This is a genomic window from Trichocoleus sp. Lan, from assembly GCF_039961855.1.
Taxonomy (GTDB): Bacteria; Cyanobacteriota; Cyanobacteriia; order Cyanobacteriales; family FACHB-T130; genus FACHB-T130.
Map to the genome: position 1 here is coordinate 61,583 of NZ_JAMPKA010000018.1, position 23,883 is coordinate 85,465.

Annotated in this window: 20 protein-coding genes, 1 tRNA gene and 1 pseudogene; 10 read left to right on the top strand and 12 right to left on the bottom strand. The window is 47.5% G+C overall.

The window, feature by feature from the left end; all coding sequences use genetic code 11:
- Positions 1 to 48: 48 nt before the first annotated feature.
- Positions 49 to 2,784 (bottom strand): CBS domain-containing protein, encoded by a 2,736-nt coding sequence (locus NDA03_RS16915; protein WP_348238696.1) that lies wholly within the window; start codon positions 2,782 to 2,784, stop codon positions 49 to 51.
- Positions 2,785 to 2,942: 158 nt separating this feature from the next.
- On the opposite strand from NDA03_RS16915, the gene psbZ reads away from it, so the two are divergent.
- Entirely contained in the window at positions 2,943 to 3,131 is a 189-nt protein-coding gene (psbZ, locus tag NDA03_RS16920) for a photosystem II reaction center protein PsbZ (RefSeq protein ID WP_190414408.1), read from the top strand.
- Between the two features lie 125 nt (positions 3,132 to 3,256).
- Positions 3,257 to 3,730: pseudogene (ribH, locus tag NDA03_RS16925) on the top strand (6,7-dimethyl-8-ribityllumazine synthase); the annotation flags it as partial.
- A 258-nt stretch (positions 3,731 to 3,988) separates the two neighbouring features.
- On the opposite strand, the gene serS reads toward ribH, so the two are convergent.
- Positions 3,989 to 5,281, bottom strand: coding sequence for a serine--tRNA ligase (serS, locus tag NDA03_RS16930; protein ID WP_348238656.1), 1,293 nt, complete (start codon positions 5,279 to 5,281; stop codon positions 3,989 to 3,991).
- A gap of 135 nt (positions 5,282 to 5,416) precedes the next feature.
- A complete protein-coding gene (locus tag NDA03_RS16935; protein WP_190414411.1) occupies positions 5,417 to 6,010 on the bottom strand; it encodes a DUF3611 family protein in 594 nt (197 codons plus the stop codon).
- Positions 6,011 to 6,146: 136 nt separating this feature from the next.
- On the opposite strand from NDA03_RS16935, the gene NDA03_RS16940 reads away from it, so the two are divergent.
- The 3 genes from NDA03_RS16940 (at position 6,147) to NDA03_RS16950 (ending at position 7,916) form a co-directional block, all read left to right on the top strand.
- Positions 6,147 to 6,740 (top strand): hypothetical protein, encoded by a 594-nt coding sequence (locus tag NDA03_RS16940; protein WP_348238657.1) that lies wholly within the window; start codon positions 6,147 to 6,149, stop codon positions 6,738 to 6,740.
- A gap of 188 nt (positions 6,741 to 6,928) precedes the next feature.
- On the top strand, positions 6,929 to 7,282 hold the full coding sequence (locus NDA03_RS16945) for a PadR family transcriptional regulator (RefSeq protein ID WP_348238697.1): 354 nt from the start codon (positions 6,929 to 6,931) through the stop codon (positions 7,280 to 7,282).
- A gap of 100 nt (positions 7,283 to 7,382) precedes the next feature.
- Positions 7,383 to 7,916: a cofactor assembly of complex C subunit B gene (locus tag NDA03_RS16950; protein ID WP_348232399.1), complete on the top strand. Its 534-nt coding sequence runs from the start codon at positions 7,383 to 7,385 to the stop codon at positions 7,914 to 7,916.
- 164 nt (positions 7,917 to 8,080) lie between these two features.
- Here the strand turns inward: NDA03_RS16950 and NDA03_RS16955 are convergent, their stop codons facing one another.
- Complete coding sequence (locus NDA03_RS16955) at positions 8,081 to 8,401, bottom strand: DUF3155 domain-containing protein (protein WP_190414413.1); 321 nt, start codon at positions 8,399 to 8,401, stop codon at positions 8,081 to 8,083.
- 443 nt (positions 8,402 to 8,844) lie between these two features.
- Here NDA03_RS16955 and NDA03_RS16960 point away from each other — a divergent pair, with 443 nt between their 5' ends.
- Complete coding sequence (locus tag NDA03_RS16960; protein ID WP_348232400.1) at positions 8,845 to 10,344, top strand: ATP-binding protein; 1,500 nt, start codon at positions 8,845 to 8,847, stop codon at positions 10,342 to 10,344.
- 317 nt (positions 10,345 to 10,661) lie between these two features.
- Here NDA03_RS16960 and NDA03_RS16965 read toward each other — a convergent pair whose 3' ends face one another.
- From NDA03_RS16965 to NDA03_RS16975, 3 genes are all read right to left on the bottom strand, one after another.
- On the bottom strand, positions 10,662 to 11,912 hold the full coding sequence (locus tag NDA03_RS16965; protein ID WP_190688980.1) for an S-layer homology domain-containing protein: 1,251 nt from the start codon (positions 11,910 to 11,912) through the stop codon (positions 10,662 to 10,664).
- A gap of 336 nt (positions 11,913 to 12,248) precedes the next feature.
- Positions 12,249 to 12,671: a TerB family tellurite resistance protein gene (locus tag NDA03_RS16970; RefSeq protein ID WP_190414416.1), complete on the bottom strand. Its 423-nt coding sequence runs from the start codon at positions 12,669 to 12,671 to the stop codon at positions 12,249 to 12,251.
- 72 nt (positions 12,672 to 12,743) lie between these two features.
- Positions 12,744 to 14,129 (bottom strand): 16S rRNA (cytosine(967)-C(5))-methyltransferase, encoded by a 1,386-nt coding sequence (locus tag NDA03_RS16975; protein ID WP_190414417.1) that lies wholly within the window; start codon positions 14,127 to 14,129, stop codon positions 12,744 to 12,746.
- 365 nt (positions 14,130 to 14,494) lie between these two features.
- On the opposite strand from NDA03_RS16975, the gene NDA03_RS16980 reads away from it, so the two are divergent.
- Positions 14,495 to 15,643 carry a hypothetical protein gene (locus tag NDA03_RS16980; protein ID WP_348232402.1) on the top strand — a complete coding sequence of 383 codons (1,149 nt, stop codon included), beginning with the start codon at positions 14,495 to 14,497 and terminating at the stop codon, positions 15,641 to 15,643.
- Between the two features lie 324 nt (positions 15,644 to 15,967).
- Here the strand turns inward: NDA03_RS16980 and NDA03_RS16985 are convergent, their stop codons facing one another.
- Positions 15,968 to 16,570, bottom strand: a complete 603-nt coding sequence (locus tag NDA03_RS16985) for a pentapeptide repeat-containing protein (protein WP_348238658.1) — start codon at positions 16,568 to 16,570, stop codon at positions 15,968 to 15,970.
- Positions 16,571 to 16,763: 193 nt separating this feature from the next.
- On the opposite strand from NDA03_RS16985, the gene NDA03_RS16990 reads away from it, so the two are divergent.
- Positions 16,764 to 17,966: a Coenzyme F420 hydrogenase/dehydrogenase, beta subunit C-terminal domain gene (locus tag NDA03_RS16990; protein ID WP_348238659.1), complete on the top strand. Its 1,203-nt coding sequence runs from the start codon at positions 16,764 to 16,766 to the stop codon at positions 17,964 to 17,966.
- A 191-nt stretch (positions 17,967 to 18,157) separates the two neighbouring features.
- Here the strand turns inward: NDA03_RS16990 and NDA03_RS16995 are convergent, their stop codons facing one another.
- Positions 18,158 to 19,387 carry a methionine gamma-lyase family protein gene (locus NDA03_RS16995; RefSeq protein WP_348238660.1) on the bottom strand — a complete coding sequence of 410 codons (1,230 nt, stop codon included), beginning with the start codon at positions 19,385 to 19,387 and terminating at the stop codon, positions 18,158 to 18,160.
- Between the two features lie 172 nt (positions 19,388 to 19,559).
- Between NDA03_RS16995 and NDA03_RS17000 the strand changes: the two genes are divergently transcribed.
- Positions 19,560 to 20,411, top strand: coding sequence for an acyl-CoA desaturase (locus tag NDA03_RS17000; protein WP_190414423.1), 852 nt, complete (start codon positions 19,560 to 19,562; stop codon positions 20,409 to 20,411).
- Between the two features lie 81 nt (positions 20,412 to 20,492).
- Here NDA03_RS17000 and NDA03_RS17005 read toward each other — a convergent pair whose 3' ends face one another.
- The 3 genes from NDA03_RS17005 to NDA03_RS17015 form a co-directional block, all read right to left on the bottom strand.
- Positions 20,493 to 21,752 carry a glutamate-5-semialdehyde dehydrogenase gene (locus tag NDA03_RS17005; protein WP_190414424.1) on the bottom strand — a complete coding sequence of 420 codons (1,260 nt, stop codon included), beginning with the start codon at positions 21,750 to 21,752 and terminating at the stop codon, positions 20,493 to 20,495.
- A 4-nt stretch (positions 21,753 to 21,756) separates the two neighbouring features.
- The gene (locus NDA03_RS17010) at positions 21,757 to 22,173 is read right to left on the bottom strand and encodes a hypothetical protein (RefSeq protein WP_190414425.1); all 417 of its coding nucleotides are present in this window, start codon (positions 22,171 to 22,173) and stop codon (positions 21,757 to 21,759) included.
- A 280-nt stretch (positions 22,174 to 22,453) separates the two neighbouring features.
- Positions 22,454 to 22,525, bottom strand: a tRNA-Gly gene (locus NDA03_RS17015).
- 261 nt (positions 22,526 to 22,786) lie between these two features.
- On the opposite strand from NDA03_RS17015, the gene rseP reads away from it, so the two are divergent.
- Entirely contained in the window at positions 22,787 to 23,878 is a 1,092-nt protein-coding gene (rseP, locus tag NDA03_RS17020) for an RIP metalloprotease RseP (RefSeq protein ID WP_190526257.1), read from the top strand.
- The last annotated feature ends 5 nt before the right edge of the window (positions 23,879 to 23,883 follow it).

The window sequence follows — 23,883 nt, forward strand, 5'->3', positions numbered from 1 at the left end:
CTTGCTTAGGGCGGGTGTTTCCGCTCCTGGATTTGACTCTTAGCCGCTTCAAAGTGGATAATACTCTGCCAAAAATTTTTCAGCATCAGCGCGATCGCGGATTTCTCCATCCAGCGTTGCTGCTAATAGACGATCTAACATGGGTTTAAATTCACGCCCCGGTTTGTAGCCGAGTACTTTCAAATCATTGCCGTTTAATATCGGTTGAATATTCGCCCAGATAGTGAGATATCGCCAAATTAGCCGCCGAATCAGACGCGAATTTTTGACAGCAATCAAAATCAACGTAGGCAATTCGTACCGTCTCAGCAACACGACAATTTGACTCGGTCGGTGACATTCGGGCAAAAATTTCACCACATCCGCTCGATCCCGATCGAGTTGCTCTAATCGTTCGATACTATCTGTCGGTAATTGAAGATTGATTGCCACTTTCGCGCGATATTCGCCAGCGAGGTAGGCAATTAAAATTTCTAGACGCATCTGCCAATGATCGAGGGTTTTCTGGGGATCAAATCGGCGCAGACACCGATCTAGTAAACGCACCTGCTTCCATAATGGCTCATCTAACTCTAGCGTGGGATGGAGGCACCGCAACGCCCCCAGATCGGCAAGTAACTGCAACGCGGGTTTCCAGTAGGGCGCTTGGAGGATGTATTTGAGTTCTGCTTTCAGCCGTGTTTGTAGCGCTGGGGCTTTGCTATTTTCAGAGAGCGATCGCTCGTAAATTCCACTCTCTAGCGCATAGCGGATATATCCTTCCGTCTGTGGCTCAATCTGAAATCCCAGGCGCACTGCAAACCGCACGGCGCGATAAATGCGCGTCGGATCTTCGATAAAGCTATTGGCATGGAGGACGCGGATTTGGCGCGATCGCAAATCTAGCATTCCGCCAAAGAAATCTAATAATTCACCCGCGCGGGGTGGCGTCAGTCGCATCGCCAAGGCGTTAATAGTGAAATCTCGCCGATACAAATCTTGGCGAATCGAACTTGCTTCGACTTCTGGATTCGCCGCTGGGTAAGGATAAAACTCGGTTCGAGCCGTCGCAATATCTACCCACAGAGAGTCTAAAACTGGGTCATTGTGCCACAGTAGCGCGGCTGTTTGAAATTGACCGTGAACTTCCAGACGAGCATTTGGATAGGTTTGTTGAAGTGCTTTCGCTAGTTCTACCCCAGCTCCGACATCCGCCGAGCGGTGAAAGCCATCTACTACCAAGTCAATATCTGAAAGCATCAGGGTTTCATGGGGATTGGCGAGCAGTAAATCCCGCACCCCTCCGCCGACCAAATAGAGATGCCAGCCGCGTTGTTCTGCCTGCTGGGAGGCTCTAGTGAGGAATTCCCACAAGGGAGGAGCAAGGCGATCGCGCAAAATATCGGTTAGGGTTTGATGAGCATTTGGAATTGATAATCGGGAATTGGGAAGGGGATTTTTTCTCTCGTCATCTGTAACATATCCTCCATTCCCTCTTCCCTGATGCAACTGCCGCAAAACATCGGTGCGCGTCACCATTCCGACAAGTTGCCCATCTTGCAATACCGGCAACCGCCCGATATCGTAAGTCACCATAATCGATTCAATCTCTGGCAAGGACGTATCCGGAGTAATCGTCTTCAGATTGTTAGTCATGTAGCCTTTTACCGGCGCATGACTAAAGCCATGATGCAATGCCAGATCGATATCCCGCCGGGAAACAATCCCCACCAGTTGGTCTTCGGAATTCACGACCGAAAGACCAGAATGCCCATAACGTAATAAAATTCTCTGGGCTTGCTCAATTGTCGTGTCCGGGCGAATCGTCTGCACTGGGGATGACATCAGTTCTCGTGCTGTCAGTGGCTGGGGAATTTGGTCTTTTAACTGACTGACGAGCCGATCGAGAGTTGCCTGGGTATCCACGCCGCGCAGTGTCACCGACGCCGCCTGGGAATGCCCCCCGCCACCCAGCGGGTGAAACAATTCATTGAGATTGGTGCCTTCAATACGCGATCGCCCAATGACCGTGAATCGCTCCTCACCTCCATCCCCTACTGGATACGCCGCTGCTAATAGCAAAGCATCGCTTTCGCCCAGATCGAGCAGCCGAGTGGCAAGCGTTGACAAACCTGGAACGTAGTCAGGGGTTTTGAGCAGCACCCAAGAAACGGTATAGCCGCACGTTGTCGCTCTTTGCAAGTTGTCCAACGCTTCCGTCAACAGTTCCTGCAATTGAGGGGATAAACCTGGCTCAACATAATCGGCAATTAAGCGCAAGCTTGCCCCTTGTTCCATCAACCAAGCCAGCGCGATCGCATCTCTTGCCGTCGCCCCTTCATAAGTTAACGATCCTGTATCCACATGGATTCCCAACGCCATCACGGTTGCCTCAGAAGGCGTCAACTGGATGCCTTCTTGCTGGAGCTGCTCGGCAATCAGAGTAGTGGTTGCACCGACAGGCTCAACTTGGGTGCGGGTAGCGGGGATATCTCCTTCCCCGTCTGGATGATGGTCGTAAACGACAACTTCCAATAAATCAGGCAAATCCAGCCATTGGGATGCCTTTCCCACGCGATCGCGTTTTTGAGTATCCACAACGGCAATCGACCGAATCTGCTCTAGGTTCACAGCACGACGCTCAATCAGCGCATACTCATCTCGGTGCAACGCCAAAAAATCCCGCACCGCTGGATGGCAACCGCCGGTCAGCACGACCCTAGATCCCGGCTGGAGACGGGTTAGCCCCACCGCCGCTCCCAAGGTGTCAAAGTCTGCTGTTGTATGGCACAAAATCACATTCATCATCATGAGTCCTTAGTCATTAGTCCTTTGCCCATGACCCATAACCAATGACCCATGACGAATGACCAATGAGTGTCGATTTTTGATACGGTACTACTGTATAGAATTGCGGCTGAACTATTTCTATCCAGCCCATTGCTGTCTTGGGAGAAGAGAAAATGACAATTTTATTTCAGTTGGTACTAGGTGCTTTAGTCTTTTTATCATTCGTCATGGTCATTGGGGTTCCAGTTGCCTATGCCACTCCTCAGAACTGGGATCAGTCTAAGCGCCTCCTTCTTTTAGGATCTGGAGTTTGGATTGCTCTGGTATTTCTGACAGGTGCCCTAAGCTATTTGGTAGTTTAAGGATAGTCAGAGTCAGTCATCGGTCAGGGTTCGATGGTCATCAGTCCACTGCACCCGACTCAGGACTAAAGACAAATGACTGATGACTCAAAACAACTGACAAAAAGCTTCTTATATCTAAAATCATGGCAGTTTTCGAGGGAACGTTTACTCAGACTCAACCCCTACGGTTTGCGATCGTCATCGGTCGCTTCAACGATTTGGTGACGACTAAACTATTGGAGGGGTGTCAAGATTGTCTGAAACGCCACGGCATCGATGTCAATCCTCAAGGCACTCAAGTGGACTATGCTTGGGTTCCTGGGAGTTTTGAGGTGCCTTTGGTGGCTCACCAGTTGGCACTCACGCGCCGATATGATGCTGTAATTTGCCTGGGTGCAGTCATTCGGGGTCAAACTCCCCATTTTGATTATGTCTCCTCGGAAGTCTCCAAGGGGATTGCCAATGCTGGGTTTCAAACGGGTGTGCCGATAATTTTTGGCATTCTGACGGTAGATACAATGCAACAAGCCTTGGAAAGAGCTGGCATCAAAAGTAACCACGGCTGGGAATATGCGATGAATGCCCTAGAGATGGCAAGCTTAATGCAGCAGCTCAAAGGGAATGCCGGTGGCGCATCCTACGGTAACAATGCGGTTCATACGGTAACAACTCAAGCGTTGCCAGTTTCGCCGAACCTGGCGATTTCTCCAGAGTCAGCAGTTGAACGCAACGTATCTGATTCTCTTTGATCGTTGCACTGAGATTCGGCTGAGCTGAGAGCTGGGGCGGGGTTTTCCCGCCCAAAGTCGCGAAGTCAGGAAGATCGATCTCTCGTTTTTCAGCCCACCCTTCGGGAAGGCAAAGCCCGACATCCTTCATTTTTGCCGTAGCACTTCTCGTCCCAAGTAAGGTTGCAGCGCTTCTGGTATCTTGATGGTGCCATCGGGTTGTTGATAGTTCTCCAGAATCGCTGCCATCGTGCGCCCGATTGCTAATCCGGAACCATTCAACGTGTGGACAAATTGGGTTCCTTTTTTTCCAGCTTCTTTGAAACGAATGCTGCCGCGCCGCGCCTGAAAATCCTTAAAATTGGAGCAGCTAGAAATCTCGCGGTATTTCTCAGCAGACGGCAGCCATACCTCTAGGTCATAGCACTTTGCTGCCCCAAACCCTAAATCCCCAGTGCATAACTCAAGGACGCGATAAGGCAGCTTCAATGCCTGCAAAATTGCCTCGGCATTTTGTACCAACGATTCATGCTCTGCGGCTGAATGATTGGGATGGACAAGTTTCACCAACTCGACTTTATTAAACTGGTGCAGTCGAATTAGCCCCCGCGTATCTCGTCCGTAGCTACCCGCTTCCCGACGAAAACAGGGAGTATAGGCGCAGTGATAGATAGGCAGCTGCGACGCCTCTAAGATTTCATCCCGATAGAGATTCGTCACCGGCACTTCAGCAGTGGGAGCTAGCCACAAATCATCTTGAGCGCATTTAAAGCTTTCGTCGGCAAATTTGGGCAGCTGACTTGTGGCGGTAAGCGATTCGCTGTTGATCAGAAAGGGGGGAATGACTTCTACATATCCAGCCGCGATTTGCCGGTCGAGCATGAAGCTAATTAAAGCTCTTTCTAAGGCAGCACCAGCACCAATTAGTGTGACAAAACGACTTTGTGCAACTTTCGCAGAGCGCTCAAAGTTGAGAATTCCTAGTTGTTCGCCGATTTCCCAGTGGGGAAGAACTTCGGAATTTTTAGGTAAGTATTCATCCCCCCAACGGCGGACTTCTACATTCTCTTCTTCAGTTTTACCAATCGGTGTGGACTCACTGGGTAAGTTAGGAAACGATAACAAGAGCGCTTCTAACTCGGCTTTCAGGGTTCTTTCCTGGGGTTCAAGTTCGGCAATCTGGTTTTTGATTTGGTTGCCTTCTTCCCGCAATGCTTGGATTTCTGAGCCGTTGGGATCGCTACCCGATTTAATTTTTTGACCAACTAATTTGCCGATTTCGTTCCCACGAGCTTGGAGCTGACTTCGCTTTGCTTCTAGTTCTCGTTGCTGCTGGTCGCGCTGCAAAATCGGCTGTATGTCATATTGCCCGATCCCGCGACGATTCAGGCGCTCTTGTACACCTTCTGAATTTTCCCGTATCTGCTTGAGGTCTAGCACAGATTTTTTCCAGCTTTTTTTGCCAATTAATCAGGATACACTGCGATCGCGCGATCGCGATGATACAGCCGAGAGTCTGTATGCGCTCTCAGCCTTCTTTACTTGCTGATGCCGCAATTCGACCCTTTGCCTCCATTACTGTCGGTTGATGCGACTATACAACCACAAGGAAACAACAATCCCGGCAAAATGAGCGGTAATTGTATGTGTATTCGCCAGCACCACAAAAATATCTAAAGGTTGAATCAACCGATTAATAAATTGGGGATCGTAGATGGCTACCCCACCTTGAGCCTGAGCCAGCGACTTTGCCAGCAGAGTGCCGGTAATCGCTTCTGCGCCCAGAACTGCCAATAATAAGCCCCCTAAACTAACGAGTAATCCAAACCTTAAAACTTTAATCGTATCTGCCTTTTTCGGGCGGAGGTTGGGATTAGAATCTTTTAGCTGTATGCCCAAACGGGTGTAACGCCAAGCTTGATAAACACTGAAATACAGCACTAAAAGACCGCAAACTGCAAAAAAGATACTGCCACCTGTCCCTGGGCTAGCAGCGGCAGCGCCACTGGCACGCGGCTGGGCAGCGGGGATGGCAAACAAGAAAATTATGCTCGAAACAACGGCTAGGACTAACTGAACCCAGAAGCCAGCCCAGCCAGCGATCCGAAAAGAGCCAGCGATTCGCTGTAGAGCTGAAGGAACGGGAGATGAATCGAACTGTTCTCGCATAAATTGATTTTAAATCGGTTTAATTCCGGATTTATCTATAAACAGAGCGTTTTGTTGAACAAGTAATGCAATCCCAAATTTATACGGTAATCTTCCTAACCACCAGTTTGAGGCAATGGGGCAGCAAAATTCAAAGATGTTTAACCTCTGGAGAACTTTTAACCCAATGGAGCCGTCTTTCTTTCGAGAGCAGGCTTCTAATTTACTTGGCTTTGATGACGGCCTGCCATTTCCAGAGCAGCCCTCTCGAAGTGGAAGCAGCATGATAAAATTCCTGCAACCAAATCTCAGGAAGCATTTACTCTCCGTCGCTTATGCAGTTGCTTTGGTAGGTAGTTTGGCAGCCTATCAAAGGACGGTGATACCGAAACCGCTTTCGGTAGCGCAAAAACATTGGGCAGCGATCGCTACGGAAAACCCGGAGCGAACAGTCACGCAATACAGTGACAATGCCATTTTAATGCGCTCCTATGGTGTTCTGGACGAAGTCTATCAGGGGAAATCCATCTACCCAGCCTGGGAAGAATTCTTCTCAAAGTACAAAATCCAAGATTTCCAGGTTGTTAAACAACAGCAACGCGATCGCGCTGTCGAAGCAGTCATCACGATCTATGCCAAGTCCAAGCACGGAACCCCTGTTGTTTTGTCGCTTTCCTACCAGGTGCAATTTGATAAGGATGGCAAAATCATCCGTGAAGTCTGGCAGGCCAACCCAGAATTGAGTGTCTAAAATTGATGGTATCGTTCTGTCATTTTGCCAGCTGACATCACGCGCTGCTTTTGATCGTTCGCGGTCTTAATACACCAGTGATAGCAGCCTTGTTTGGGGTGTGTTTTCTGATTAATAAAGGCATCGTTAGATTGGGGAAACCGATCCTAATCCAATTTATTTGGCTGGGAGTTCAGTGAATTATGCAGATGAAATTTGAGGATATTTATCAGTTTTTTCAAGACCCTCCTCCCACTTATCTCAACAAGGAACTAGCGGTGTGTTATGTCCTTTCAGTTTTGATGAGCGGAGAATCCTATGGAACAGAACTCATCGGGCGACTAGAGAGTGAATATCCTACCTATCGGCTTTCTGATACCGTCTTATACAGCGCCTTAAAATTTCTGGAAGACCAAGCCGCTATCACAGGGTATTGGAAAAAAGTGGAGGGGAGAGGAAGACCTCGTCGAATGTATCAAATTCGCCCAGAGTGTCTGGAACAGGCTCATGACCTAGCTCGCCTTTGGGATGACTACACAATGAGAGAATCTCAAGCCATCTGAGCCAATCCCAAAGAAGCTCTCTTGCGATAGGCTATAGGTTATAGGCGATCTTGTATCTCTTGGACAAGAGCCTATTTTCCATTGCCCTATCTAGAAATTCGTGAATACGACAATTCTCTTTTCAACATTTCTGCTAACACTGTTGTTAGCAGTCGGTCTATTTTTCTTTATTCGAGCCTCCGCTAAGGATCGAACGCAACAAGTGAAACTGATTGCGGAGCAACCAGAAGAATCAATTTTAATTCAATTGCAACAATATTTCGATCGGCGTGCTTACCGGATTGCGGCGGTGGATGCAAAGCAAAATCAAGTTACATTCCAAGGCTTTGTCCGCCCCAGCTGGTTTTTGGCAATTTTTCTGAGCTTATTAGCTTTTTGTGGCTTTCTTTGTTTGGCGTTGGTTTTAGCAATCCTATTTCCCCAATTCGCTAAAATTTTCCTAGGTTTGGTTCTCCTTTCACCAGCCGCGGGCGTTTTTTACTGGAAAAAAGCTGGACGCAGCGAACAAGTTTCCCTGAAGGTGGAAACATTTGCAGGTGTCGAAAAAGAGACTAGAAGTTTAATAACTGTCATCGCCCATCGTGATGAATTGGCTCAATTGCAACAGGAACTGCAATTAAAGCCTTGCGAATGACAACTCTCTGGCTAAAAATCTTAAAAAATTCCAAAACCTGGTCAGTTTGTGAATCCAAAAGAATTTTAATTATGAGGAAAAATTCAAAATTCCTCCTATAAAACAATAGGGGCGGTTCGCGAACCGCCCCTATAACCGAGTTTTCACGTTTAATGCCTAAAACTTCAGCTGCTACGAACAGCGGCGAGGGTAGGCTTTTCCACAGGATTGTCGATTATCCTAAGGCTAGGAAACAGAAAATGATTTTCTTCAACATATTGGGCACCAAATAGCCCCTTTTCCGCCCAAAAGTACCGATCTGTGGTGTGTTCGTTCCGCTTCACGAGCAGCAAAGCAGGCGGAAGGATTCCTTCGGTTTGAATAAACTTTCGCGCGGCGGTGACTGGTTTATCTTCGCCACTTTCAATACTATACTGAGGGACATGCTCTAAAATTCTACGTCCTTCCTGGCGACGGCGACTTTTCCGCTTGCGTCTTCTAGCCAACCTCCTTACCTCCCCTTTAATTCTGACAGTTGTAATGATAGATACAAAAACCGTCGCAAGTATATCGGTTTGAGTTCAAAATATCAACCGCTTTTTACCGATTGATACAAACATTACAGCCCTCAGAAATTAAAATCGACAGCAGCAGAACGGGCAATAGACGCTATATATGCAAGCTTGTCCAAACTTGAGCCTAGATATAGCGTATAAAGGGCTATATTTATTCGACCTTGACAAAATTTAGCCAGTTTGGAAGCAATTTCGTAACCAAACTATCATGAAAGCTCGCTAAAATTTTTGTAATAAAAAGAAACAAAAATAAGGTTTTTGCACGACCTTTGCCGCTTCAGCGCAATTGCGTGTCAGGATCGACGGAAGAAAACCCGATCCGATGAATGCAATTTTCCTCGCTGTCAAGTACCCAAGTATAAGCGAATGTGTCTATGTCTACCAGTTCAGAATTCATAACTTTGTGCCAATCACAAGTAGCACTATTAACTCAAGGACTGGAAGCTGCCTTGAGTGTTGTGTATTTAACGGAAGAACTGGTAGAGGGCGTCCCAACTAAGCTAAGGCCGGTTGTTGCTTACCCACAGACAGCGGTGGAATGGGAAACGGATGAGATTTCGGCTTTGGGATTTTCCGATCGACCGTTGGCATCCATTCCTCGGTTATTGTCAGCGGCATCTCCGGTTTCTCAGGAGTCCGATGCGGTTTCTGAGACGGGTTCAACGGAATCGGCGGCTGAAGTCGGGAAAGAAGAAACGATTGATGAATTGCAGGCAAAGGCGGGGACATCGCCCCTCCAGCGATCGCTCTTCGCCGATGCTGACTTGAGTAGCTCCTCGCGCCAAATTGTGGTGCCTTTGTTGCATGAAGGTGTGGTGATGGGGCTGCTGGTGACAGCTCGTGAAGATAGACCTTGGAACCAGCGGGAACGAACCGCGATTGAACGGATTGCCGATACACTGGCGAGCGCTTGTATTCTGGATCGGCGTTCCCAATGGTTTGAGCAGCAACTGAGTCAGCAGCGTCATCTTCAGGCTCAACAGCGCGATCTCATGGACGATCTGATACACCAGTTTCGCAATCCCATGACCGCCTTACGGACGTTTGGCAAGTTACTCCTCAGACGATTGGTACCTGGAGATGCGAACCGCGAAGTTGCCAACAGCATCGTGCGTGAAAGCGATCGCTTGCAAGAGTTGCTTCTACAGTTCGATCGGGCAGTGGATATGGACGAAGGAGAGTTAGTGCCTTTGTACGGGCAAATCGCGGATCGTGCTTACGATGCAGTTCCCGTGCCGATTGCCCCGTCCTGTCCGCTTCCCCGAAAAGGTGAAGATTTAGGAAATCTCTACTCTCCCTTGGGATTGGAGCCTCAAACAATTCCGACGAGAGCGCTGGCATTGGAATCCTGCTCGGTGGCGAAAGTTTTGGAACCGCTAGTGGTGACATCCAGCGCGATCGCCCAAGAAAAAAATCTGGCTTTATTAGCAGAAATTCCTCCGAATTTGCCGCCAGTACAAGCCAATGCCAAAGTGCTGCGCGAAGTGTTAAGCAATCTGATTGACAATGCTTTGAAATATACCCCGGCGGGTGGGCAAGTTTACATTCAGGCAGGAAATCGACGACATACTTCTCAAGGAGATTTTCAGGCGATCGCAATTAGCGATACTGGCCCTGGCATTCCCGTGCAAGATAAAGAGCATTTGTTTGAGCGACATTACCGAGGCGTCCAGGCAGAAACTGAGATTCCGGGGAGTGGATTGGGTTTAGCGATCGCGAGAGATTTAGTAGAACAAATGCAGGGCGAAATTGAAGTCATTAGCCCCGCCGAACGCAACTGGCTCGATCGCAGTATTCCCCACACTCAAGGACCCGGAACGACCTTTATTGTCTGGTTACTAACTGAAGCCTTAAAGGGCGAAGATGAAGTTTGATAAGTTGCTCTTACATTTATTTGTATTTGAGCTGGTAATGGGTAATACGATTACTTATCTGAGGCGATCGGTCTGCATGGTATAGCAGTCATCAATGATTCGTGAAAACGAGATGCCCGACTTCCTGGAGAAGTTGGGCATCTGAACTGCTGGCATCTCACAACTTAAATAGGATTGTGATAAGACGCCATTTAGAATTAAAAACCCGATTTCTTCTAGAAACCGGGTTTAGAAAATACTTATTTCTTTGTGCCTATCTGCTTAAAGAATGAAGCAATCAGCAGTCAACTAGAATTGCACGCTTCATTCTGCAAATATTACTGCTCTAGCACTAACTCGTCATTTAACCGCAGATTCAGATCCGTATCCGGATCAATCGCAATCAGATCCACTCTATCCCGACCGAGGAACAGTCCGATGAGTCCACCAATTCCCAGACCGCCCAAGACTTCTTCGGTAGCGATCGCTTTGTCACCCGTCACAGCAGAAACCGCAGCAGCAGCAGCAGCACCTAATGCGGCATTCTTGAGGATACCACCAACGCTAGAACCCTTGGTAACGGATTCGGTTTTGGTAATGGTTTGAGAAGTAGCATCGATAGCCACCCGTTGACCGTTCGTGAAAACCAGTTCCTTCGCCACAAACTGAGAGCCTCCCTGAGCCGGTTGCAATTCACCGACCACTTGGCTTCCAGAGGGGATTAGCACCGTTCCATCAGATGTGGTGATATTTGCTGCTACCGTTAGCGTCAGCGGTGCTCTTTCGTCCTTTGTAACCAGAATTTTTTCTTTCTCGTACCTAACTGGAATAGTGGTTCCAGCCGGAATCGCGACTGTCGTGTCCTCTGGCGGTGTGTCGTTGAGAGAGACAATATAGGGCGAGTTAATTGCCGCTACTTGTCCAGAACTCACCAATGCCTGATAGATGAAAGCTGCTACCTCCGCTCTGGTGGCATTCCGAGTTGGATTCAGCGTCTGGAGAGTCGGATAGTTCACCACAATGCTCTTTTCTGTTGCCGCAGCAATGCTACTGCGAGCATAGGTAGAGATGGAAGAAGCATCGTTATACACTTGCAAATCAGCCGATACGGGATTGCTGGCAGTGTAATTCAAGCCATTCGCCAAGGAAACTAGAACTTGTTCGCGGGGAATATTTTGTGTAGGTCTAAAGACGTTACCGGGATAACCCGACAAAAATCCCATTTCGTAAGCTTCACGGATAGCCGAGTATGCCCAGTAGGTCGATGAAAGATCCACAAAATTAACAGCATTGCGGATTTTATTCTTGTTGAAGGCCTTACGAACCATCGCCGCGAATTGGGCACGAGTCACCGGATCGTTGGGTCGAAACGTACCATCGGGGAACCCGGCAATTACATCACGTTGTGCCAGTTCTTGAATAAAACTAGCAGCCCAGTAGCTTGAGGATACATCACTAAAATTGATAGCTTGAGCAACAGCTGGTGCCGGTGACATAATTGTTTCTACTAGGGGAGCCATCGAACCTGCCGACATTCCCAGCATTAGTAGTAAAGCTGTTCCAGATTTCAAGCGCTTTAAGTTAGACATTGAGAACTTCTCCACTTTTCGCATTCCTTTGATTATTTAGACCTAAGATTACCTGATAGGTTCCTAGAAATTTCAATCTCAACAAATTTATTTACTGCCGTGACAGATTATAGAGATATAGACAGTTTCAGCGGAAAGTTCTGGACTGCCTAAGAAGGAAAGACGCATATTTTGCAAAAATAGTTGCTTGTTGTAGAAAAAATTGGCTTCCGGAGCCTCTAGAAGCCGATCACAATATAGATTGGGAATGCAAAAAAAAGGCACGCTATGTGTAGCGTGCCCTAACTTGTGGAATGATGATGTCAAAATTCGGGTCTTTATCTATTAGTCTTAAAGCTAGTTCTGATGGTCAACCCACCGACGGTAGAGTTTTTGAATCGCTTTGAGGACAGGACTAGGGGCTGACTTCTGAGAGGCACTGTTGGGATCTAGAAGCTGTAATCGAGTCAGGAGTTTAGCTTCCTCAATCGCTACCTCGCCATCGCTATAAATTAAAGCGCTGAGGGCTTCGATGAGGCGCTGGTAATCGTCGGTGCTGGGGCGATCGCCTAAATAATCTTGCACCCAATTGTAGACCTCGCTTGGGCTTACAGCTACGAGTTCATACAACAAAGGCTGAATCTCTGGATCGTCAGCAATGCCCTTTTCCTTCGCCACTCGCTGAAGATATTGCCGTTCCTCTGACTGAATTTTGCCATCAATCCAAGCTGCGCCGATGAGAATTTTAACAAGCTGTTTAACACTAGAATTGGCTACCATTGGCTTTTCCCTTATTTCCCCTAACAGATTAATCCATCAACAGATTTCTGCAACCACAACTACCATAGAGGTTTAGCTATTTTTCTTCTGTAGCCGCACCATAAAGAATCCATCCATTTGATGCCGGTGGGGCCAGACTTCGATCCATCCAGCAGGGGTAGTATAAGCTGCCGCTGGTGAATTGGGGTTGGGGGGCAAAATCTGCCACTGGGGGTAACGCTCTAAAAAGGCGCGAACAACACCTTCATTCTCCAATGGATGCAAGGTACAAGTTGCATAAACCAGAATGCCATTCGGTTTAACCCAGGTAGCCACTCGATCTAATAGTTCGCCTTGCAGAATTGAAAGTTCCTGAACTGTCTGTAGAGTTTGCCGCCAACGGGCGTCAGCATGACGATGTAGCGTCCCCAGTCCAGAGCAGGGGGCATCGAGTAATACCCTATCAGCTTGATTGATAAACTGGGGTAGGTTGCGGCTGTCCCCCTCCTGAATTTGAATCGAGTGCAAACTTAACCGTTTGGCATTTTCTTGCAGTTTCCGAAGACGGGAAGCAGTCTTGTCACACGCCCAAACAGTTCCCCGATCTTCCATTAATTCTGCGATGTGCGTTGTCTTTCCCCCTGGTGCTGCACAGGCATCAATGACTACTTCGCCCGGTTGGGCATCTAGCAGATAACTGACTAGCTGGGCACTACTATCTTGCACCGTCCACCAACCTTCGCTAAAACCAGGTAAATTTTGAATTGCACCTGTGCCACCAGTTAGCCTCAAAGCTTGCGGTAGATGGGGCACCCGACTAACTGAGATATCCGCAGCTTGCAGTGCTGCCTCAACTTTCTCTATCTCAGCGCAGAGGGGATTTACCCGCAAGTCAATTGCTGGTGTTTGGTTCATCCATTCACACAGCTGTTCTGTTTCTTCTAAACCCAGACGTTCTAGCCATACTTCGATAATCCAGTCGGGATAGCTGTGTAAGATGCCTAATCGTTCAACTGGGTTTTTTGGCAGATGTAGCGGGTCAGATTCTAAGTTCTGAACTTCTCCTCCCCGGTTCCCCGGCTTTTTGCTTTCCGCTAGACGAATATACTGTCGCAATAGACCATTGACAAAGCCGGAAAGCCCAGAAAATCCGTTTTCTTTGGCTAATTGCACGGTAGTATTCACAGCTGCCGACACAGGGATTCGGTCTTGATAACGAAGTTGATATAAGCCTAGATGCAGAATTGCGCGGAGGTCTAGGGGTTGTTGGTGGGCTTTCTTTTTGCCTAGATGGTCAATGAGTGCATCGAGCGATCGCTGTCTTCTCACACTCCCATAAACTAACTCTGTCACTAACCGCCGATCGGTAGCACTTAAGTCTGCTTGGCGCAGCAGTCGGTCGAGTGCCACGTCAGCAAAAGCGCCTTTACGGTGGACATCCCGAAGTGCCAGAAATGCTATTTGACGAGGATTTTGCATACTAAATAGTATGCGTTAGCAGATACATTTGGAAGCATTGCTGTCTCACTTTGACTCAGCCGGTTTCTCTTTATGTTTTCATTAAAACAACGATTTACACGTTCTCTTCAACTGTCTGTGTCACTCTCTTGATTGTCCCAGCGACCGCCACAAGGCTTCAGGAGACGCAGAAAACCCCTGTTAGCCTTCAAACCCCATTTTTTCTCAGACAGAACGTCTCTGCTTTTTCTGGAAACAACTCACAAGGGCTTGTTTCCACTTAATGTCACTCCAAGTATTGACACACCACCTCACCAGTTTTCTGCTGACGGCTTTCTACAGTAGAGAACGTAAGCAATTAGTCATTCATCCATCTCAGAAACAAAATGTACCGCATCCGTAAATCAGCTTTATTTTCTTTTGGCTTATTATTAATAGTTTCGGGTATCAGTGCTTGTGACACTCAAGTTACAGATGCCGCACCCTCCTCAGAAACACCCAAACTCGTAACCGAATCATCAATTAAACCCTCGACCGAACCAACTCAACCCCAATCAAGCTTAGAAGTATCTTCTTCAGAAAAAACCGCTCAAACTAAACAAGCTGTTCAAAGCAGCTTCGAGCCGGTGAAAGCAACTCCGAAAAAGGTAAAAGTCTTTTTTCCTAAAAACCCCCAAAGCGGGCAAGATTTCACTTATGTTGAGCCAGTTTGGCGAACAACAAACAGTCCGAGTACAGCTCAGTTTGCCATTGAGCAATTAATCGCAGGGCCTACAAGTCAGGAAAAAGCTCGTGGTTTAATCGACCCTATTGAATTCAAGGGCAGTTCCAACTGCGGCAAAGATTTTACGATTTCCATCACGAATGGAATTGCTAAACTGAAATTCTGTAAGTCTGTAATTTCAGGAGGTACTGGAGATGATGCTCGTCAAAAATTCTCTATTAATACCACCCTTAAGCAATTTCCAACTGTCAACTCAGTTATTATCCTGGATAGAAACGGCAAATGCTTAAACGATCAAAGTGGCGAGAATACTTGCCTAAAGAAAGCCGAAAAACTGACAACTGAATCGGGGCTATCGATTGACGGACTTGGGTCAGTTAAAATTAACATGACTGTTGCTGAGGCATCAGGCGTTGCTGGGACTCCAATCGTGCCATCCCGGCAAAATCCCAATCGCGTCTGTGACTATTACAAGCCAGCAAATGGGCCTGAGGGTGTTACTTTCATGGTCACTCAAGGTCGTATCGCTACGGTAGAAGTTGAAACCAATAAAATTACCACTGTTCATGGTATCAAAGTTGACGATACAGAAAGCACGATTAAGTCTGCCTATCCCGGACAAATTCAGGTAAGTCGTCTTCTTAACAGCGAAAAAGGTAAAGCCTGGGTCGTTCAACCAAGCAGCTTTGCTAACAAAGACTTCCGTCTCGTTTTTGTCTCTCCGAATGGCGAGACTGTATCGCGCATGATTGCTGGTAAAGTTCCAGAAGTTAATTATGCAGAAGGCTGTCTTGATGTTCGCCCTGGTTGATAGGGTTTTAGTGTAAATTTGTTAACCCAGCTACCAAAACTAGCTGGGTTTCGCGTTTTAGTGGAAGGTGGGAGAGCGATCGCGCTTTTTCCCATCTGCCAAAAGTAAAGATTTAAGAAGTTGAACCGCGAAGATGCTGAAGATGCTAAGGACGCGAAGGAAGAGAAATAAAGAGCGATCGCGCTTCCATTTTTCTCCATCTGCGCCTAGCTGAGATAATTCAGTTTTTGTAAAACTCAGCGCTATATCAGCAAAAACCCTCTGATGAACTGACCAGAGGGCTAAAAAGGCTAATTATTAAGGAATATTGAACTTACTGAATAACTAAGGTTTGTAAATTCTACCATTAGGCATCTTTGCCCCAGTTAGGTCAGCTCCTGTCAAGTCCACTCCACCTAATTTGGCCCCTTGAAGATTCGCTCCCATCATGTTTGCCTTGCTGAAATTTACTCCGTTCAGATTAGCTTCACTGAGATTATCACCAGTCAAAGCTACTTGATGTAAATCCGGTTCTAATAGCTCAAGTAAATCCTGTTTGCTCAAAATCGGCGTAGCTTGGAACCAGCCACCCCCAGTTAGGTTAGTCTTGACTAAAGCTACTAAGTCTTGCTTGCTCAACTTGATCCCACTCAAGTCTACGCCGCTAAGGTTGACTCCTTTCAGGTTGGCTCCAGTTAGAGTTGCCCCACTGAAATCTGCGCCACTCAGATTAGATCCACTAAGTTTGGCTTGAGTAAGATTCGCTCCGCTAAGATTTGCCTCTGTCAAATTTTTACCCTGTAGGTTTGTGTCTGTCAGGTCTTTTTCACTGCGGGTTTTACCTTCAGATTTTACTAATACTGTTCCTCGATCTCCTTTCTGATCGCAACCAGTGACAATCCAACCACTGCAATCATCGGCTCTAGCCTGCTCAGGCGAGCTGATCATGCCGACAATCAGAAGCAATGTAACTATGCAAACCGAAATTAGTTTTTTGGCGGGTTGAAAAAACATGTCTTGCATGGCAGTTCTTCTATGGAGCTGGTGTTGAACAAAACTGGCAAAAAGCTGTGAATCTTGGCTGGCAACCTCTAAAGTATTGTGGGAGGAGCCACCTTAGTTTAAAAGCCGAAACTTAATAATGACCTCAGTAGATTCCGCAAATCACAAAAAAGCCAAAGCCCTGAAAGCCTCTAGCCGTCGCCCTGCTAAAGAACTCTGTAGCGAGTGTGGGCTGTGCGACACATACTATATTCACTATGTCAAGGAAGCGTGTGCATTTCTTAATCAGCAGATAGCGGAACTAGAAGAAGAAATCCACGGAAGAAGCCGCAATCTAGATAATCCTGATGATTGGTACTTTGGGGTTAGTCAAGAGATGATGGCGGCGCGGAAAATTGAGCCAATTGAAGGGGCGCAATGGACGGGAATTGTCAGCACCATTGCTATTGAAATGCTCAATCGCGGCATGGTTGAGGGCGTTGTCTGCGTCCAGAATACCAAGGAAGACAGATTTCAGCCGATGCCGATAATTGCTCGGACACCAGAAGAAATTCTGGCAGCGCGGGTGAATAAACCAACGCTGTCGCCAAATCTCTCGGTGTTGGAGCAAATTGAGCAATCTGGGATGAAGCGGCTGTTGGTAATTGGCGTTGGTTGCCAAATTCAAGCATTACGAGCTGTTGAGAAGGAACTGGGACTAGAAAAGCTTTACGTTTTGGGTACGCCCTGTGTGGATAATGTTAACCGCGCCGGGTTGCAAAAATTCTTGGAAACTACCAGCCGTTCCCCGGAGACAGTCGTGCATTACGAGTTTATGCAAGATTTCCGGGTTCACTTCAAGCACGAAGATGGCTCTATGGAAATGGTGCCTTTCTTTGGATTGAAGACAAACCAGTTGAAGGATGTTTTTGCTCCTTCTTGCATGAGCTGTTTTGATTATGTGAATTCTTTGGCAGATTTAGTTGTGGGTTACATGGGCGCACCTTTTGGCTGGCAGTGGATTGTGGTGCGGAATGATACTGGCAAAGAAATGCTGGATTTGGTGCAAGATCAAATAGACACGCAGCCAGTCATGTCCCAAGGAAACCGCAAAGAAGCGGTACAACAAAGTATCCCCGCTTACGATAAAGGCGTTACTCTCCCGATGTGGGCGGCGAAGCTCATGGGAGTGGTGATTGAAAAAATTGGTCCTAAAGGTCTGGAATATGCCCGTTTCTCGATTGATTCCCACTTCACCCGCAATTATTTGTATGTGAAGCGCAATCATCCGGAGAAGTTAGAGGCGCACGTACCAGAATATGCCAAGCGGATTGTCGGGCAGTATCAGTTACCAGAGAATTAAGGGCTTTTGCCTTGCGGAGCTAAGTCTATGACTTTGAGAAATTAACATAACTACCGCAATGCGAAAGCCTGCTGACACGGCATTGGGTGAAGCATCCGGAGGCGAAAATCCGGGGATGATTGCAGAAATTGTCGCCCGGATGCTTCGCCCCTACAACAATGTGGTGAGGAAATGTGGTGAGGAGCAGAAATTTAAGCGGGTCCCACGGCTTCAATTGCGGCTTCAAGAGCGATCGCTACATGAGTCCAATGGGTTCCTCCTTGACAAAATACAACGTATGGCTCTCGCAGCGGCCCATCGGATGACAATTCAGAAGTGCTGCCTTCAATAAACGTACCTCCAGCCATCACTAGCTGGCTCTCATATCCGGGCATATCACCGGGTATGGGATCGACATAGGAATCGATGGGTGAATGCTGTTGAATGGCTCGACAAAAGGCAATCATCTTCTCACGCGAACCCAATTTGATGGCTTGAATCACGTCGCGACGGGGTGCCATTGGTAAAGGATTCACGGCATAACCCAGCTGATCGAAAACGTAAGCCGTCAGGTGATTCCCTTTCATCGCTTCCCCGACCATTTGCGGTGCGAGGAACAATCCTTGAAACATCAGGCGATGTTGATCGAAACTGGCACCGCTACTACTGCCAATTCCTGGTGCCGTCAAACGACAGGCGGCGGCTTCTACTAAGTCTGCCCGACCCGCAACATAGCCGCCAGCAGTTACGATAGTACCACCAGGATTTTTAATCAAAGAGCCAGCCATCAGATCGGCACCGACAGCGGTGGGTTCCTGTTCTTCAATAAATTCCCCGTAACAATTATCGACGAAGCAAATCGTGTGGGGGTTTTGTTGTTTAACCAGGAAAACAATTTTTTCGATGTCGGTAATCGAAAGACTAGGACGCCAGGAATAGCCGCAGGAACGCTGGATTAACACGAGACGAGTGCGATCGCTAACTGCTGTCGCCAGCGCTTGCCAATCAATAATTCCTTCTTCCGTAAGAGCCAATTCTTTGTAACTAACGCCAAAATCAAGTAAGGAGCCTTGGCCTTGCCCTCGCAAACCAATAACTTCTTCTAGCGTGTCATAGGGGGCACCGACCACTGCCAGCATTTCATCTCCAGGACGAAGAACGCCAAATAAGGCACAGGCGATCGCATGAGTACCGGACACAAACTGCACTCGAACCGCAGCAGCTTCGGCACCCATCACGTCCGCAAATACCCGATCGAGCGTCTGACGCCCTAAATCATCGTGACCGTAGCCGGTGACACCAGCGAAATGGTGCGCCCCCACCCGATGGTGACGAAAGGCTTCCAGCACTCGTTTGAGATTTTGCTTGACTGTTGCGTCAATTGCGGAAAAAATCGGAAACAGTACCTTTTCTGCTTCCTGTAGCTGTTGAAAGCTGTTCATCAATACCTGGAGAAAGAGATTTCTTATTTATTTTAGATTTTGGAGCTTTTGGCAATGTAAAAATTTGCATTTCCAGTAAAAGCAGGGCAAACAAGCCGCCCTTACAAGACCAAGATCAAAATCCCAAATCCAATAGCAGGTTGGGCTGCACAATTTTTATCAAGGTTACTGCATGACTGTTGCGACCACAACTAAAGATCAAGAACAGGTGAGACAAGACTCGCCTCTCCGTCCTGATTGGGTCATTATTATCTACATGGCTGCGTTACACATCGCAGCGCTTTTCGCCCTATTTCCCAGTAACTTCAGTTGGGCTGCGGTTGGTGTCGCCGTCTTTTTCCACTGGGTAACGGGTGGCTTGGGAATTACGCTGGGATTTCATCGTCTGGTAACGCATCGTAGTTTTCAAACCCCTAAGTGGTTAGAATACTTCTTTGTTCTCTGCGGCACCCTTTCCTGCCAAGGAGGTCCGATTAACTGGATAGGCATACATCGCCTCCATCATTTGCACTCGGATGAAAACTTAGATCCTCATGATTCCAACAAAGGTTTTTGGTGGAGTCACATGGGCTGGATGCTTTATCAAAACCCTGCGGATACAGACATCCCTCGGGTTACTAAAGATATTTCTGGCGATCCGGTTTATCAGTTTTTACAAAAATATTTCATTCCCATTCAGGTTGTCTTAGGTTTAATTCTTTACGCCTTGGGCGGTTGGCCTTTTGTGGTTTGGGGAATTTTTGTTCGGATCGTTGCAGTGTTTCACTGCACTTGGTTTGTCAACAGTGCAACGCATAAATTTGGCTATCGCACTTACGAATCTGAGGATCGCTCGACTAATTGTTGGTGGGTGGCTTTACTCACCTATGGCGAAGGTTGGCACAACAACCACCATGCTTTTCAATATTCCGCTCGACATGGCTTAAAGTGGTGGGAAATTGACCTAACGTGGATGACCATTCAATTTCTTCAGTCGCTCGGTTTAGCCTCAAAGGTAAAACTGGTCGAAGAAAGTAAACAATAAACAGTAAAAAGGCAAAAGAAAGCGGAGAGAAGGATAAAGGATGAAGCAGTTTTTCCCTTCATCCTTCTCTCTTTTGCCTTTTTAGTTGTGTCCCTGCACGACGTGCTTAACGGTGGTAAAAGATTCTAAGCCAATCGGCCCTCGGCGATGTCCTTTTTGGTTAGACATTCCCAGAAATAAGGAGTCTCCGCCCTTGGGGTTACGCGAAAATCGGGGAGAAGAATTGAGATAGACTGAGGCACTATTAACGCCGAGAGCAAATTGGCGGCTTTCTTGATAGGATTCAGAAACTAGACAGTCGGCGTGACCGCTGCTGTATTGATTAATACAAATAATGGCTTCCTCGATACTCTCTACCAGTTTAAAAGCCACAATCTTATCAAGATAGGCTTGACTCCACTCTAATTCATCAGCTAGTTTCAAATCTGGAAATTGTGTCACCAAATCCCTATCTCCTCTGAGTTGAAACCCTTTTTCCTTAAGACTGTTCCAAAGCATTGTTAGAGAAGAAGGTTTGCAAGCTGGATGAATCAAAACCTTTTCAATCGCATTAACAGGGTCTGGCTCGCTTTGATGACTGTCTAAAATTGCGTTCCGAGCCATCTCTAAGCTACCCGTAGGCGACCAATAGAGGTAGCAGTTTCCCATCGCCGACTTCAAGACGGGTGCAGTTGAGAGCTGGATCACTTTTTGGACTAAACTAGGGCGACCATAGGGAATCACCAAATTAATGTATCGGTCTTGAATGACTAAATCCCGAATGGAAGCGCCTTGCTCTGATGGTAGTAGCTCCAGACAACCCGGTGGCATACCTGCTCGTTCTAAGGCTGATTGTAAAACTTGGGCAATGACCGTATTAGAGTGGCTAGCTTCACTTCCACCTCGGAGAATCAGGCTGTTGCCAGTTTTCAGACACATCCCGGCAGCGATCGCTCCTAGCTCCGGAAAGGCTTCGTAAATCAATGCAATGACCCCCAGCGGCATTAGCTGAGAGTAAGTTTGCGAGTGTTCTAGCTGATAAGTCGCGTTCATCACCCGCCGGATCGGATCGGACAACTCAGCTAACCGTTGCAAAATGTGGATGGTGGTTTGCAGCCGCTCAGGTGTCAGCTTCAGCCAATCTAAAATCAGCTCATGTGCTGCCATTTCGCGACTGGCTTCCAGATCCAGGGTGTTTGCTTCCAAAATATCGTCTAAGGATCTCTGAAGTGCCTGCGCCATTGCGGCGACAGCACGGCTGCGCTCTACTCCCTTGGTAGTTGCCAATTCCAGGGAAGCTTCATAAGCGCGACGAACAGCGTTCATTGGGTCGGGGGTCGGAGTAATATCGTTGATTGCCATTGGGCTAACGTCGGTGAGTCAGCCAGATGATCAGCGCTGGCACCAATAGCGCCAACACGCTCACCATCGCACACAGCACAATAATGATACCAGGAGGGGCGGGAGGTGAAATCTGAGCTAAGCAAAGCCCTGCGATCAGTACCACCGCAATGATTCCTAAGGAAACAGGTAGGTAGCTGTCCCCAAGCCCTGGATGAGCAGTACTCCAGCGATGACCCGTCCACCGCCACGATCGCTTGTAGGGATAGCTTGTAGACAGTTGTTCGATCGCATACCCACTCTCTTCAACCACGAAGATTTGCTGACAGCGATCGCAGCCAAACGCTTCTGTCAGCGTAATCGGTACTAAACGCCCTCTACGTCGGCATGGGCACGGGTAATCGTTATTTAAGTCAATCTTCTGATCTTTCTGAGATGGCACAAGCGCTATTTAAACAAAGATATGAAAGTGTTAACTTAAGATTTTCGGAACCGGGTTCGTCTGTTAGACTTTTTTTAGTTTGCACCTAGCAACCGCCTTTCTTCGGACTGGGTACTACTGAATGAATGCCTTTAAAGACACAGACAATCTAGGCGAATTTTAACACTGTAAACCTTTGCCTAGAAATGCTCCGACTTATAGATAATCAGATTTATCCTCTGTACCTCTGAAGATCTATGCCTGAAGAAAGGGCTACTTCTTATATGATTTTAACCAGAAGAGCGGGTAACGCGATTCGAACGCGCGACATTCACCTTGGCAAGGTGACGCTCTACCACTGAGCTATACCCGCAAAACTTTATCTTTATCTAGATTCTCAAAATTTTCAGCATCTGTCAACTATCTTTTTTAATCATTTCATTACCCACCCGATGAAATTTGAAGTTGGCGAGAGTGCGACCGCTTGGTGAAGCGATTTCTGCGGGGAGGAGAGGAAGGAATTCCTCACTCTGTATTTTAATGCTTTCCGGCTCCTCTTCCCTGAACTCACCCAGCTTCCGGACGCAACACCGTAGAATGAAGAAGTATGTAGTTAGTTGAATTAATTATTAATATGCCTGTTTTTGCGGCGATCGCAGTCTTGGCGCTTTTGATTGTGGTACATGAGCTGGGTCATTTCATGGCAGCTCGTCTTCAAGGAATTCACGTCAACCGCTTCTCCCTCGGCTTTGGGCCGATCCTCTGGAAGTACCAGGGACCGGAAACCGAATATGCCATCCGGGCTTTTCCCTTAGGCGGATTTGTCGGTTTCCCTGATGATGACCCCGACAGTGATATTCCTCCAGAAGACCCCAATCTATTACGCAACCGACCCATTCTCGACAGAGCCATTGTCATTAGCGCTGGTGTCATCGCCAACTTGCTATTTGCTTACTTGCTGCTAGCGACTCAACTGGGTCTCGTAGGCGTTCAGGAATTTAATTATCAGCCTGGTGTCCTGGTTCCCCAAGTCGCCTCAGACGTAAGTTCGGCTGCACTCAAGGCTGGCATCAAAGCAGGAGACATTATTCTCTTAGCAGACGGTCAACCACTGAAAGCCTCCAAGGAAGCCATTCCAAAGCTTATGGAGGTAATTCAAAATAATCCCAACCAGCCGGTCCCCCTGAGCGTTGAACGTCAAGGTCAAATCATTTCCCTGACCGTGACACCGCAACCCGGAAGCGATGGGAAAGGTCGCATCGGTGTCCAGCTAGCTCCTAGCGGCAAAGTAGTGCGTCGGCACCTCAAGAATCCTGTAGAAGTTTTGACCACTGCGGCTACAAAGTACCAAGAATTTGTCGTTTTAACGGCTCAGGGCTTTGTACAACTGATCAGTAACTTTGGCGAAACAGCAGATCAGGTTGCTGGGCCGGTTAAAATTGTCGAACTTGGTGCCAGTATTGCCAAGTCAGACGCGGCGAATCTGTTTCAGTTTGCTGCCTTGATCAGCATTAACCTTGCGATTATCAACATTTTGCCGCTACCGGCTCTCGATGGTGGTCAGCTAGCTTTCTTATTGATTGAAGGCTTGCGGGGTAAACCGTTGCCGACTCAAATCCAAGATGGCATTATGCAAACTGGTTTGATGTTGCTTCTGGGTTTGGGAATTTTCTTGATTGTTCGAGACACTGCTAACCTGGAGTGGGTTCAAAAACTCTTGCAATGAACGCA

What these genes read in the sequence shown, in the direction of transcription:
- NDA03_RS16915 (WP_348238696.1), bottom strand. Translation starts at nt 2,784, where the DNA reads ATGAATGTGATTTTGTGCCATACAACAGCAGACTTTGACACCTTGGGA.
- psbZ (WP_190414408.1), top strand. Translation starts at nt 2,943, where the DNA reads ATGACAATTTTATTTCAGTTGGTACTAGGTGCTTTAGTCTTTTTATCA.
- NDA03_RS16935 (WP_190414411.1), bottom strand. Translation starts at nt 6,010, where the DNA reads ATGCGAGAACAGTTCGATTCATCTCCCGTTCCTTCAGCTCTACAGCGA.
- NDA03_RS16940 (WP_348238657.1), top strand. Translation starts at nt 6,147, where the DNA reads ATGTTTAACCTCTGGAGAACTTTTAACCCAATGGAGCCGTCTTTCTTT.
- NDA03_RS16945 (WP_348238697.1), top strand. Translation starts at nt 6,929, where the DNA reads ATGAAATTTGAGGATATTTATCAGTTTTTTCAAGACCCTCCTCCCACT.
- NDA03_RS16960 (WP_348232400.1), top strand. Translation starts at nt 8,845, where the DNA reads ATGTCTACCAGTTCAGAATTCATAACTTTGTGCCAATCACAAGTAGCA.
- NDA03_RS16965 (WP_190688980.1), bottom strand. Translation starts at nt 11,912, where the DNA reads ATGTCTAACTTAAAGCGCTTGAAATCTGGAACAGCTTTACTACTAATG.
- NDA03_RS16970 (WP_190414416.1), bottom strand. Translation starts at nt 12,671, where the DNA reads ATGGTAGCCAATTCTAGTGTTAAACAGCTTGTTAAAATTCTCATCGGC.
- NDA03_RS16975 (WP_190414417.1), bottom strand. Translation starts at nt 14,129, where the DNA reads ATGCAAAATCCTCGTCAAATAGCATTTCTGGCACTTCGGGATGTCCAC.
- NDA03_RS16980 (WP_348232402.1), top strand. Translation starts at nt 14,495, where the DNA reads ATGTACCGCATCCGTAAATCAGCTTTATTTTCTTTTGGCTTATTATTA.
- NDA03_RS16985 (WP_348238658.1), bottom strand. Translation starts at nt 16,570, where the DNA reads ATGATCAGCTCGCCTGAGCAGGCTAGAGCCGATGATTGCAGTGGTTGG.
- NDA03_RS16990 (WP_348238659.1), top strand. Translation starts at nt 16,764, where the DNA reads ATGACCTCAGTAGATTCCGCAAATCACAAAAAAGCCAAAGCCCTGAAA.
- NDA03_RS16995 (WP_348238660.1), bottom strand. Translation starts at nt 19,387, where the DNA reads ATGAACAGCTTTCAACAGCTACAGGAAGCAGAAAAGGTACTGTTTCCG.
- NDA03_RS17000 (WP_190414423.1), top strand. Translation starts at nt 19,560, where the DNA reads ATGACTGTTGCGACCACAACTAAAGATCAAGAACAGGTGAGACAAGAC.
- NDA03_RS17005 (WP_190414424.1), bottom strand. Translation starts at nt 21,752, where the DNA reads ATGGCAATCAACGATATTACTCCGACCCCCGACCCAATGAACGCTGTT.
- rseP (WP_190526257.1), top strand. Translation starts at nt 22,787, where the DNA reads ATGCCTGTTTTTGCGGCGATCGCAGTCTTGGCGCTTTTGATTGTGGTA.